This is a genomic window from Thioflexithrix psekupsensis, assembly GCF_002149925.1.
Lineage (GTDB): Bacteria > Pseudomonadota > Gammaproteobacteria > Beggiatoales > Beggiatoaceae > Thioflexithrix > Thioflexithrix psekupsensis.
This window is the reverse complement of the sequence record NZ_MSLT01000012.1, coordinates 51,303-64,114: the sequence shown is the minus strand read 5'-3', so window position 1 is coordinate 64,114 and position 12,812 is coordinate 51,303. Positions and strand designations below refer to the sequence as shown.

12 protein-coding genes are annotated in these 12,812 nt (G+C 39.5%); 4 read left to right on the top strand and 8 right to left on the bottom strand.

Going from position 1 to position 12,812, the window contains the following annotated elements; genetic code table 11:
* Positions 1 to 90 precede the first annotated feature (90 nt).
* Complete coding sequence (locus TPSD3_RS05395; RefSeq protein ID WP_176329745.1) at positions 91 to 3,117, bottom strand: mechanosensitive ion channel domain-containing protein; 3,027 nt, start codon at positions 3,115 to 3,117, stop codon at positions 91 to 93.
* 462 nt (positions 3,118 to 3,579) lie between these two features.
* Between TPSD3_RS05395 and TPSD3_RS05390 the strand changes: the two genes are divergently transcribed.
* From TPSD3_RS05390 to TPSD3_RS05380, 3 genes are all read left to right on the top strand, one after another.
* Entirely contained in the window at positions 3,580 to 5,361 is a 1,782-nt protein-coding gene (locus TPSD3_RS05390; protein ID WP_245391530.1) for an N-6 DNA methylase, read from the top strand.
* A 48-nt stretch (positions 5,362 to 5,409) separates the two neighbouring features.
* Positions 5,410 to 5,592 (top strand): hypothetical protein, encoded by a 183-nt coding sequence (locus TPSD3_RS17470; protein WP_086487563.1) that lies wholly within the window; start codon positions 5,410 to 5,412, stop codon positions 5,590 to 5,592.
* Positions 5,593 to 5,797: 205 nt separating this feature from the next.
* Entirely contained in the window at positions 5,798 to 6,283 is a 486-nt protein-coding gene (locus TPSD3_RS05380) for a hypothetical protein (RefSeq protein ID WP_086487562.1), read from the top strand.
* 153 nt (positions 6,284 to 6,436) lie between these two features.
* Here the strand turns inward: TPSD3_RS05380 and rlmH are convergent, their stop codons facing one another.
* Positions 6,437 to 6,907 (bottom strand): 23S rRNA (pseudouridine(1915)-N(3))-methyltransferase RlmH, encoded by a 471-nt coding sequence (gene rlmH / locus TPSD3_RS05375; RefSeq protein WP_086487561.1) that lies wholly within the window; start codon positions 6,905 to 6,907, stop codon positions 6,437 to 6,439.
* A 192-nt stretch (positions 6,908 to 7,099) separates the two neighbouring features.
* Here rlmH and TPSD3_RS05370 point away from each other — a divergent pair, with 192 nt between their 5' ends.
* Complete coding sequence (locus TPSD3_RS05370) at positions 7,100 to 7,426, top strand: hypothetical protein (RefSeq protein WP_086487560.1); 327 nt, start codon at positions 7,100 to 7,102, stop codon at positions 7,424 to 7,426.
* Between the two features lie 10 nt (positions 7,427 to 7,436).
* Here TPSD3_RS05370 and TPSD3_RS05365 read toward each other — a convergent pair whose 3' ends face one another.
* The 6 genes from TPSD3_RS05365 to TPSD3_RS05340 all read right to left on the bottom strand — a co-directional run bounded on the left by TPSD3_RS05365 (position 7,437) and on the right by TPSD3_RS05340 (position 12,760).
* Positions 7,437 to 8,429 (bottom strand): glycosyltransferase family 2 protein, encoded by a 993-nt coding sequence (locus tag TPSD3_RS05365; RefSeq protein WP_086487559.1) that lies wholly within the window; start codon positions 8,427 to 8,429, stop codon positions 7,437 to 7,439.
* A gap of 14 nt (positions 8,430 to 8,443) precedes the next feature.
* Entirely contained in the window at positions 8,444 to 9,061 is a 618-nt protein-coding gene (locus TPSD3_RS05360; RefSeq protein WP_086487558.1) for a hypothetical protein, read from the bottom strand.
* Between the two features lie 11 nt (positions 9,062 to 9,072).
* Positions 9,073 to 9,975, bottom strand: coding sequence for a GTPase Era (gene era, locus TPSD3_RS05355; protein ID WP_086487557.1), 903 nt, complete (start codon positions 9,973 to 9,975; stop codon positions 9,073 to 9,075).
* On the bottom strand, positions 9,972 to 10,667 hold the full coding sequence (gene rnc, locus TPSD3_RS05350; RefSeq protein WP_086487556.1) for a ribonuclease III: 696 nt from the start codon (positions 10,665 to 10,667) through the stop codon (positions 9,972 to 9,974). The genes era and rnc overlap by 4 nt, the downstream gene beginning before the upstream one ends.
* Before the next feature lie 5 nt (positions 10,668 to 10,672).
* Complete coding sequence (locus tag TPSD3_RS05345) at positions 10,673 to 11,077, bottom strand: hypothetical protein (protein ID WP_086487555.1); 405 nt, start codon at positions 11,075 to 11,077, stop codon at positions 10,673 to 10,675.
* Positions 11,078 to 11,353: 276 nt separating this feature from the next.
* Positions 11,354 to 12,760 carry an FAD-dependent oxidoreductase gene (locus tag TPSD3_RS05340; RefSeq protein ID WP_086487554.1) on the bottom strand — a complete coding sequence of 469 codons (1,407 nt, stop codon included), beginning with the start codon at positions 12,758 to 12,760 and terminating at the stop codon, positions 11,354 to 11,356.
* Positions 12,761 to 12,812 lie beyond the last annotated feature (52 nt).

Genomic DNA, 12,812 nt, shown 5'->3' with positions numbered 1-12,812 from the left:
TTAAAAACAAGGCCTGTCATTTTACTATAGAAACGCTATAAAAAAACCTGACTTATTTTTAAAATAAGTTCAATCAGGCAAGTTAATGCTTCAAACTGCCTTAAAATACGTATCGGTGGAATCGGTCAAAGGGTTATCTTGTGGTACTTTTGTAGTAAGCACGTGAATATCGCGTTGAGGATAAGGAATAGTGATCCCCTCTTTACGTAGTGCATCCCAAATAGAAAACAATACAGCATCTCGCGCCACCAAACCACCAGGGCCAGAAAGATCAAAGTAGTAATCCACACGAAAACTCACGGCTGAATCCATAAATTCCCATAAACTCACCGTAGACGGTGGTTCTTTTAAAATCTCAGTGACTTGATTGAGTGCTTCTGTCATGACTTTTTTCACATGATGGGGATCATCATTGTAGCTTACTCCGATATACAAAGTGACGCGCAATACCTTGTCACTGTGCGTCCAATTGACGAAAGAATTGGTGATTAATTCCGAGTTTGGTACGATAACATCTTGTTTATTCCACGTTTTAATGGTGAGTGAACGCATTCCGATCTGTGTGACTTCGCCTTCATTGCCGCCGACGTTGACAATGTCGCCGGTGCGCAGCGGACGTTCTACGAGCAGCAAAATACCACTGACAAAATTATTCACAATGTTTTGCAAACCAAAACCAATCCCCACCCCTAAACCACCCAATAACACCATTAATGTGGTTAAATTAATACCCATAATTTTCAAGGCAATTAACAATCCAATCACCAACACAATATATTGGGTAAAAATAGATAAACTGCTACGTACCCCCAAATCTAAAATATTGCTATAAATCCAACGATAAGTAACCCGTTTTGACCAACTGCTAAACCAAAATACCGCCCAAAAAGTAAAAATCGATAACAGTACATTACCAATACTAATATTGGCTTCATTAATGGTAAACACGGTATAATCAAAAAAGCCTTTAACACTGCTCATAAAGACTTCATCATTAAACCAACCATTAATCCAAAATAACGTAAAAATAGCCCCAATCGCTAAACCCACTCCCAATAATTTATCCAATAACGGAATAATATCTTGTGTCCATAACAAACCATATTCACTGTACTTTAACGCAAAGTTTTTCAGCAATTTAATAATATCTTGCAATAAACCCCGCGCCACTAACCACGCAACAAATATAAATAAAAATAAACCCAATCGCCACGCTACATACCAACCTAAATTTAAATAACCAATCAATCCCATTAATGCCACAGCCAACAGTGCCAATGGAATCATTAAGGTGGTTAAACGAATCACTAATAACCAATAACCGCTGATCGTTTGTTTTAATGAACCAATTAATAAATGTCGAATGTGCATAATCGGGAAAATAGTAATCGATAAAAACAACATAAATCCCGTATCAATTAAATCTTGCACCATCAACCCAATAGGTAAAATATGCCCCAATGTGGTAATCATAATTAAACTGCTGGTTAAAATCACCATCCAACGCAATTGGCGATATAACTTTATTTTGGCGAGGTCAACTTGTTGTTCTGATTGAGAAGTTTCACGCGGATGTAAAATAAGCCACGCCAAATCCACAGGAAATTTAATACCCAACCACAATAAAGCCACCGTGACACTAATTAACACGCTGGGATAAGGCGGATCAGCCAGCCAAATCATCAATAATAAAATCCCTGTCAGAGTAATTCCAATACGATTAATATGCAGCAATTTTAATAAAATTAATAAACTGCGAGCCGATGAACTCATATCCGCCATTTGATTGAGTCGATGAAAAATTCCCATCAAATAATAACGAATAAAAAATACTATAATTAACCATAAAAATACCACCAGAATAATCACTGACCAGCGTTTTTCATCAATTTGTTGAAACGCTCTTAAAAAGCCACGCACTGTAAATTGAGTTTGTTGCCAAAAGATGTGCGGCACTTCGCTAATTTCTGACAATAACGTTTGCCAACCGGTCATATTTTCAGGTAATTGCCGCCGTTGCATTAAACGATTACGCAAATTATTGGCATAAGCTGTGGCCAATGGCATTTCCAAAGGCAATAACAATAAATGCACTTCAGTGACACGCTGTAATTGTTGCTGTAAATCTTTGGTTAATTCGCTTAGGGCTTCTTGTTCTTGTTTAAACCAACGTTGAGAGCGTTGATCGCTGGCGATTTGACGTTGTTTTTGCACGGTTAATTGTTGTTGCAACACGCCAATTCGATTGCTCAACGCTAAAGTTAAAGCGGTTAAATCTTGTTTTAGATGATCGGTTTCTCGTTGATGCTGTTGATTAATGCGATCAGGCATTTTTTCTAATAAATTTTTTAACCGCATTAAAGTATCATTCATGAAATTAAATTTTAATTCATCCGTCACCCATTGCGCCCGATATTCAGCCACTTGAATTTGTGTTTTTAATAATTGCCGTTGTGCTTCTGGAGCGGTTTCTGGTAAGCGTGATAATTCTAATTGTAATTGGCTGGCTTGATTAAAATAATTTTGCCGTTCTTCTTGAATGCGAGATTGCAGTTTTTCTTTTTGCTGCAATTCGTAGGCTTTAGTCACTTCATTTTCCCAACGCACGGCTGAATCCACCTTTTTTTCTAACAAGTCAATTAAGACTTGTAAATTTGCTAACCGTAATTGCTCAATACCTAAACTTTTTTCTAGCAATTCAATAGCTATTTGCTGTTGTTCCAAACGAGTTTTTAAAGCGGCTGCTTCGGTTTCATTGGTGGTTTGGGTGGCTTGCAGGGTCTCTAGGCGTTGACGGCGATCTTGTAAAGCGGTGCGTTGTTCACGGATGAGCGTGGTTAAATTTTGTTGCGTAACGCGAACTTTATCTAATTCTAATTGTGCCGCTTGTTTGGTAAAGCCTGCTTCTTTTAATAATTCTTCTGAAACTTGCTCAGGTTGTAATTGCGCAATTCGTTCTGCCAATTCTTGTGTTTGGACATCTAATTGGCTTTGTTGTTGCTGTGTGGTTTCGCGTTCTATTTTTAAAAGATTTTGCCGTTCTTCCACAATTTCAGGCGTTAAACTACTGGCTGTGGCTGCGTTGCTATTACTGGCTTCTGTTTGAGCAGAAACCATAAAACTCATTCCCAGTAATAATAAAATTATTAATACTTGATATTTCCACATTGCATTATGGGGGCGAAAAAAGGTAGTAATTAGTACAGTATTTATGTTTAAATAAGCAGGAATTTTCATAAAATAAATAACCTTCATGGATAATGTTCTATTTTAATGGCGTTTAAAATCTCAAATTAGGGATTTCTACAAATCAGATTTTACCCCGTTGAGAGATTGACACATTATAGAATAGAGTAATATAATTGAAAAGAAGTATTCCATAATTTGTGCATCATGATTTGTTCAATATTCTATTAGATAACAGACAAAATTTACAGAATTTCTAAATTTTCGGAATTAAAGAATAAAAAATCTGTTGAAAATAAATAACTTGCAAGCATCAATTCTGAAAATTCTGATTCGGACAAAAAATTTTACGCTATACTCACCCAAATTCACCACAAACAAGACGTAATCCCAATGTTAGACCTGAAACCCACGCATAAAGTCATCAAAGACTATTACGCTGCTATTCAAGAACTACGCGACGCTGGCTACACCAAAGAAGGATCGGTCGCGCCTTATTTTGCGAATGTGTTGCGACATTGTGCGGGCTTAAATCAGGAGCTTGATGTGGTGGAACAGTACACGTTTAAGCGAGATAAACGCAGCTCTGCACGGCTTGACGGAGCTTTAGTGGATCGGGAAATGAAAGTGTTAATTTATGGGGTTTGGGAGGCGAAAGATGAAGGCGATGTTTTAGATCGAGAAATTAAAAAGAAATTTCAAGATGATGATTATCCAAGCGATAATATTTTGTTTCAATCTCCCGCTAGAATTGTTTTATTCCAGCAAAATAAACGGGTGTTTGATAAAGAAATTAAAAACGATCCAAAGGCTTTAATTGAAGCCTTAGATTTATTTTTTAGTTATCAAAAGCCGCTTTATAAAGAATGGGCTGAAGCCGTCGAGGATTTTAAGGATAAAGTTGGGCATTTAGGCACGGAATTGGTTGGTATTATTGAAAAGGAATTAATTGAAAGTAAAACTTTTAAAGATGAATTTAATCACTTTTGGGAATTGTGCCAAGAAACGATAAATCCTAATATTTCCAGAGCCGCTATTATTGAGATGTTAGTGCAGCATTTGCTCACGGAACGTTTGTTTAGAACTATTTTTAATAATCCTGATTTTGTACGTAAAAATGTCATTGCTAAAAAATTAGAGGAAGTCATTGCCGCTTTAACCACCAGAAGTTTTAGCCGTGATCAGTTTTTAACACGGGTTGAGCGTTTTTATAAGGTAATTGAGAAAAACGCCGCGACAATTGTCGATTATCAGCGTAAGCAAACTTTTTTAAATACTTTGTATGAAAAGTTTTTTCAAGGCTTTGCTGTCAAAGTCGCAGATACGCATGGAATTGTTTATACGCCGCAAGAAATTGTTAGCTTTATGGTGGAATCGGTGGATGATTTTTTAAAAACGGAATTTAATAAAAGTCTGTCCAGTAAAGGCGTGCATATTCTTGATCCGTTTGTGGGAACGGGTAATTTTATAATGCGGATTATGGAGCAGATTAGTCCGTTGAAATTAGAATATAAATATTTGCATGAATTGCATTGTAATGAGGTGTTATTGTTGCCTTATTATATTGCGTCTATGAATATTGAACATGCGTTTTTTGAGAAAACGGGAAATTATAAGTCTTTTGAGGGGATTTGTTTGGTTGATACTTTTGAGATTATCGAAGCCAAACAACAAGCCTTAAATATGTTTGCGCCTGAGAATGCAGAACGGGTTAAAAAGCAACAAGAAACGCCTATTTTTGTGATTATTGGCAATCCACCTTATAATGTGGGGCAAGTGAATGAAAATGATAATAATAAAAATCGAAAATATCCCGTATTAGACAGTTTAATCAGTCAAACTTATGCTAAAGATTCTAAAGCAACCAATAAAAATGCTTTGTCAGATGTGTATGTAAAAGCGTTTGCTTGGGCGACAGAACGGCTTAAAAATCAAGCAGATGAAATTGTGGCGTTTGTGACGAATAATAGTTTTTTGAATAATCTGGCATTTGATGGAATGCGAGATTATTTAGCCACTGTTTTTGATCAGATTTATATTTTAGACTTAGGGGGAAATGTGCGAAAAAATCCTAAATTGTCAGGAACTAAGCATAATATGTTCGGAATTCAAGTGGGTGTGAGTGTTGTTTTTTTGATTAAAAATCATCAGTATCGTTATGAAAATTTATCTTGATAATTGTGTTTTTAATAGTTTATTTGACAAAGCAATGTCACCTCAAAAATGAAAGTTTATCTGGACAATTGTAGTTTTAATCGTCCCTATGATGATCACTCTCAAGTCATTGTAAGAATTGAAAGTGATGCTAAAATGGTGATTCAAGAGATGATTCAGAAGCAAGAAATAGAGCTTGTTTGGTCATTTATACTGGAATATGAAAATGATAAAAACCCGTTTAACGCTTAGAACTCGGCATTTTACGCACAAACCAAAAAATACAAGAATTAGAAGAAAGAAATCAAATAAATTCTGAGCAATTTTTAGCTAATTATACGGCTGAAAATTTACACGGTGGCGATGAGGAATATATAACATGGTTAGGTGAATTAAAAATGCAACAACGCTTGACTGAAAAATTAAAACAGCTTCAAGAAATTGATTATGTTATTAAATGAATTTTAAATATTTGAATGAAATGGATATAGAAAACACGCCCAGTCTGGGCTTATCAGCTCAAGCGATTCTTTTGCGCGAATTGCATCAACTTAAATTGAATGAGCTAGACATAGAAGAATCTTTACAAGCCTATAGTTTACTTGATAATAATTCCACCTGTTTTGATGAATGGACAACATTAGAACTTGAGTTTTTAGCGACTTATGATGAATTAAATTATTTAGATGATGATTTTATTGAATCAAATCCTGATCAGTTAGATGATTATTACCTTGAATTATATAGAGAAGATATGCTCAATGGTTCATTTGAAAATAGTTTGAATGATGATCTTTTTGAACAGCCAGAAAAACAAGAAAGACAAAAATATTTATATCACTCTTTTATTTTATTTATATCTTATATTCTTGAATTATTAGGCATTATTTTGATTAAATTAGGGAAAAAATTAAAACAATTTGCATATTTTTTACAAAACTAAGGTGTAAAGCTGACTGATGAAAAAAACTATCAATTTCAGAACGCAAAACCGATCTGGTATTTGAAATAATCAGAAAGCTGCGATAATAAATATGATAATAGCTGATTCAAAGTGTAATTATACTGAATACCACAGTGAAAATAACAACACCCATTACGCCCGATGATAAGGATGTCCTTGCGTCAAAGTCCAAGCGCGATACAACTGCTCTGCTACAATAATACGCACCAGCGGATGCGGCAACGTCGCCGCCGACAACGACCAACGATCATTAGCACGCCGCAAACAATCAGCCGCTAACCCCTCCGGGCCACCTACCAATAAAGCCACTTGACTAAAATGCTGTTGCCAATGCGCCAATTGCGCGGCTAATTGCGGACTCGACCACGATTGACCCCGCTCATCTAAAGCAATCACATGCGCACCCGTAGGAATCGCCGCTTGCATTTTTTCACCTTCCTCTTGTTGTAAACGGAGTAACGACGCAGTTTTAACGCGCTTTTTTAAAGGAATTTCAATCAATTGCAAACGACAATGCGCAGGCAAACGTTGAGCATATTCTTCATATCCCTCCGCGACCCAATTCGATACTTTATTTCCAACGCAAATTAAGTAAATAACCATCACTCATTACTACACATTGACTTAAAAAAAGCTCTATACTTATGTTTAAAGCTGTTTTAGAATTCTGCTATCCCGTGTTAAATCTTGATGTGAGAAAAAAAACGGGACGGCTTTATGTTTATTTAAAATTTTCTCAATTCCAAAAAAACAGCTATTCTCTGTTTTCTCCCTAACATCACTCGGACAACCGTCATGAACAGCACATTAACCACCCCACGAGGGACTTTTCAACTCGAAGGATTGAGTGCAAAATTATCCTGTTACGCTTATCATTTTATTGCGCCATTAGGCATTGGTTTTGGTGTGTATGGATTAGTGATGGGATTTTATCGTGAAAATGATTTTGTGATATTAGCGGCTTTTATTGCATTAACTGCTGCATTATCACTCAGGTTATTTGTGGAGCTTATTTTTGAAAAAAACGGCAAAGCCATTAGATATATTAAAACCCAAAAAGAAACGACAATTAACGCATCAAAAACAGGCATAAAAATAAACAAGTTATTCCATAAAAACTAAAAAACGTTTATTAAGTCCACGGGCGTTGTGGCGAGATTTTTCCACCTTGTGTATCGCGCCATGCTTGACGTAATAAATGGCAAACTCGTTTAGAATAATCGGCTTTTACAGAATCGCGGCGGGCGTTTTTCCATGCGCGCAATTGATGCCAGCGTTGTTCTAACTGATACCACGCCCACGCGCCGCTGGTGCCGTGATGTTTATAAAAATACAGCAAAGCACTGCGCATTTGCCATGCGTTGACTTGTGCGCCGCGTTCGGTCATTTCGACCTCAAGCGTGCGCGACGATTCCCCACCAATATGTATCACTTCACACGCGGGAACATACCAAATTTCATGGCCTTTTTGTTGAATTCGCCGACATAAATCCACTTCTTCATAATAAAGAAAAAATCGTTCATCAAAGTAATCCACTGCTTCCAACACGTCCCGTCGTACAACAGAAAATGCCCCCGGCACCCAATCCACAAGCGCGGCAACCGTATCATCTGCCCACGTGCGATCAGCGCGACCAAAAAAACGCGAGTGGCGATAACGCCCCGATAAACCCGACATCATTAAGAAATGATTTAATAAACTGGGAAATAAACGCGCCGACGGTTGCCATTCGCCATCACGACCGATTAAACGCGCTCCGATTAAACCCGCTTTAGGGTGATCGTTTAAAAAAGTTAAGGCATTAGCAATGGTGTCTTTGTTAATAAACGCATCAGAATTTAATAAGGCAATTAAAGGCGCAGTCGCATGTTTAAAACCCAGATTATTCGCCGCGGCAAAACCTAAATTAATTTCACTACGAATTAAGGTAATTTGAGGAAAATATTTAGCCACCATATTTGCCGATCCATCGCGTGAATAATTATCCACCACAATCGCTTGACAAGGAATAGAGCCACTGCATTGATCTAATGTGCTTAAACATTGATGCAATAATTCTCGCGTATTAAAAGACACAATGACCACAGATAATGCAGCTTGTTCTTGCTCACTTTTCACCAACATAATGGCAACATTCCTTAAACGGCTAATGATTGTTTTAAACGGTTTAAAATCAGCGTTAAATCAGTAATAAAATATTTGCGGTCATCCATGCACAAAGTATTCTCTTGCAGAGCCATAAATTGCCACGTTTCGCCCGTTGTCACACAACCATATACAGTGGCGATAGGGGTATTTTCCTGTTGATTAAACCATTGTGCGGCCACCATTTCAGCCGCACATTGACCTAATCCTTCCTCAATATCATTTTTTTTCGCCTCAACCAACATAAACACAGGAGCTTGCACCGTCGGTAACGCGGGAGATCGACTGAGAATAAAGTCACAAATACCATGCAAGCCTTTTTCTTTATCCACATCAAAACGCACACCAGAATAAACGGTGATATTTTTCTCTAATAAATCGCTAATGAACAAAAGAATAGGCGCAATAATAAATTCAGATCGGGCTTTTTCACTGGCCAGAGCCAGATGTTGACCGCGTTGCAATATTTCTTGTAACCACAACGCAGGCACAATGGGTTCTGTGACTGTCGCTGGAAATAAATCTTGTCGAATCATCTGCAATGCAAAGGCTTTACGCAAGGCATCTAACGACCAGTCGGCATAGCTGAATTGACGTTTACGACGCGACATGTGTTTTTTTCCTACCGTTCCTGATCTGTATAACCCAACTGACGCAAAGCCCGTTCATCATCTGACCAGCCTGCGCGCACTTTAACCCACAGTTGTAAAAAGACTTTTCTGCCCAGTAATTCTACAATCGCCTCGCGGGCTTCGGTGCCGACTTGTTTTAATAATTGGCCTTGTTTACCGATCACAATGGCTTTTTGACTGTCACGCTCCACCCAAATTAACGCGCTAATATGCGCTAAACCCTCTTCATCGGCGAAATGTTCCACTTGCACCGTTAAACGATACGGTAACTCTTCGCCTAAACGTCGAATTAACTTTTCTCGCACAATTTCCGCAACCAAAAAACGCTCACTGCGATCCGTCAATTGATCCTCAGGAAAATGCCATTCACTTTCGGGTAAATAAGTGGCAATTTTCTGTTCTAATTCGCTTAAATTAATGCCTCTTAATGCCGAAATTGGGAAAATATCAGAAAAAGAATATTTATCCTGCAATTGCGCAATAAAAGGCAGTAACAATTCCCGATCTGCTAATTGATCCACTTTATTAATCGCTAATATCACGGGAATATTGGAAGAATGATCCCGCAAAATGCTCAATACATGATCATCTTCTTGAGTCCATTTTGACGCTTCCACCACCCACACCACCACATCAACACCCACTAAACTACTGATCGCCGCGCGATTTAAATAACGATTCATCGCATGGCCTTGACGTTGATGCAAGCCGGGGGTATCCACATAAATAAACTGCGTATTGTCCTGTGTTTTAATCCCCAATAAACGATGGCGCGTGGTTTGGGGTTTACGCGAAGTAATGCTTAATTTTTGACCAATTAAATGATTTAATAAGGTCGATTTACCGACATTCGGCCGCCCGATAATTGCCGCATAACCACAATGTTGTTTCATACTTTTACTAAATAATCCAATACCAATTGTGCCGCGGCTTGTTCTGCTTGGCGGCGGCTTGTGCCGGAACCTGTCGCGGCCTCTTTTAATAAGGACACTTCACAGCCCACAATAAATTGTTGATTGGGCGACTCACCAATCGTTTTTAATAAACGATAATTCGGTAAGGGTTGTTGTTTGGCTTGTAAATATTCTTGCAAGCGCGTTTTAGGGTCTTTAACAATGTTGTCTAATGACAACGGCTGCAAATGATCGGCGAATAATCGCAACACCACCATTTTGCATTTTTCTATGCCCGCATCTAAATAAATCGCCCCAATAATCGCTTCTAACGCGTCGGCTAAAATCGACGAACGTCGCCAACCGCCACTTTTCTGCTCACCACTGCCCAAACGCAGGTAATCATAATGCGGATCGCTTAGTTGTAAATGCCGTTGAGCGATTTCCGCTAACGTGTCGCGTTTCACCAAACTGGCACGTAGGCGCGTTAATGCCCCTTCACTGCCTTTGGGAAAACGCTCAAATAATGCTTCCGCAATAATTAATCCTAATAACGCATCGCCTAGAAATTCTAAACGTTCATTATTAGGATTACCTGCGCTGCGATGCGTCAATGCGGTTTGTAACAAGTTGACATTTTGAAATTGGTAATTTAAAGCCCGATATAACGGGGAATAATCAACGTGTTTCAAGGAACTTAATCACTCACCTCAATAGTTTTATCAAATTTAACCGTCAACCAAAAATCGCTCGCTAAATGCGCTTCTTGGTTGTAACGCATGGTGACCGAAAAAGAAGGATTACGGCTGATCGTGATCAAACGGTTAAACGTTTCTTTCTCGTGCAGTTTAACCGTACTGCCTTCAATACTCAGGGTATTAGATAAAATCCGTTGTATGCCTGCGGCATTGCGTTCGGTTTTATTGTTGGCCAATTCTTTTTGTAAGAAATCCATCGCTTTATTCAAGCGCATATTTTCCATGACCAGAGGAAATGCGGTGAAAAATATCCACAGTACAAATGCCAGAATACCCAGCAAGGTCATTAAACCTGTGCCACTCATTCCGTGCTGTTTTCGTTTATTTATCGCTGTTTTCTGCATGATGTTTACCTGCTGTTATGAAGTAAGTCGTTAAATAAAAATATTCAGCCATTTTCTACCGCCCCCTACCCCCCTCCTGCTAGGAGGGGGAAAGAGATGAGCTTATCTTGTTAGATTTTAACAATAAAAACAACCTATTACTCCCCCTCCTAGCAGGAGGGGGTAGGGGGCGGTAGAAATGCCGATATTCCAGATTATTTTCGTTTAGGTACTAACGAGATTTGAGAGGTAGAGTTTAAAAAACAATGCTGACAAATCCACGACAGAAAATAAAATTTAAACTTGCAAATAATCCAAAATCCCCTCAGCCGCATTTCTGCCTTCAAAAACGGCCGTCACCACCAAATCCGAACCGCGCACCATGTCACCACCCGCGAAGACTTTAGGGTTATTGGTTTGATGGGGATACGTGGCTGCTGCGGGAGCGAGTACGCGGCCACCGTTATCCGTGGCAATGTTAAAATCATTGAACCACGGCGCAGGACTCGGACGGAAACCAAAAGCAATAATCACCGCATCCACTTCTAACACTTCCTCACTGCCGGCGACCACTTGCGGCGAACGGCGGCCACGCGCATCCGGCGGTCCTAATTCGGTACGTACCACTTTTACCGCTTCGGCCTGTTGTTCTCCGATAATGCCAATGGGCTGGCGATTCCATAAAAACTGCACGCCTTCCTCTTTGGCATTGGCCACTTCGCGCTTAGAACCGGGCATATTCGCCTCATCACGTCGATAAACACAAGTGACACTTTCCGCGCCTTGTCGGATCGCCGTGCGGTTGCAATCCATGGCTGTATCACCACCACCCAACACCACCACGCGCTTGCCTTTGAGATTGACGAAATCACCCCCGCCCTGATCCCAACCTTCCTGATGTTTAATATTACCAATCAGATAGGGTAAGGCTTTGTAAACGCCCGCTAAATTTTCTCCCGAAAAACCACCCGACATAAATTGATACGTTCCCATGCCGAGAAAAACCGCGTCGTAATCGGATAACAATCTATCAAACGGAATATCTTGACCAATTTCCGTATTTAAACGAAATTCCACGCCCATGCCTTCTAACAATTTACGGCGGATTTTCACCACTTCTTTTTCCAACTTAAACGAAGGAATGCCGAAAGTCAGCAAGCCACCAATTTCATTGTATTTATCAAATACAATCGCTTTAACTCCGTTACGCGCCAACACATCCGCACAAGCCAACCCGGCTGGCCCTGCGCCGACAATTGCCACGCGCTTATGCGTGGGTTTAACTTTGGATAAATCGGGTCGCCAACCTTGCTTATAGGCTTCATCGGTGATGTATTTTTCCACCGCGCCGATGGTCACTGCGCCAAAACCGTCATTAAGCGTACAAGCCCCTTCGCACAAGCGATCTTGGGGACAAACGCGCCCGCAAATTTCAGGTAACGAATTGGTTTGGTGAGACAATTCCGCAGCCGCGAACAAATGCCCTTCCGCCACCAATTTTAACCAATTGGGAATGTAATTGTGTACGGGACATTTCCACTCACAATACGGATTACCACAAGCCAAACACCGTTCAGCTTGATGTCCTGCATCATCAGCATCGAATTGTCCATAAATTTCTTTCCACGTATAAATACGAATTCGGCTTTCTGTTTTAGCGGGATCGATACGTGGCAGGTCGATAAATTGAAAATTATTGCCCATCTCAAATTCACATACAGTCAAAGGGTGGAACGCAACACAATGGCGAATGGCA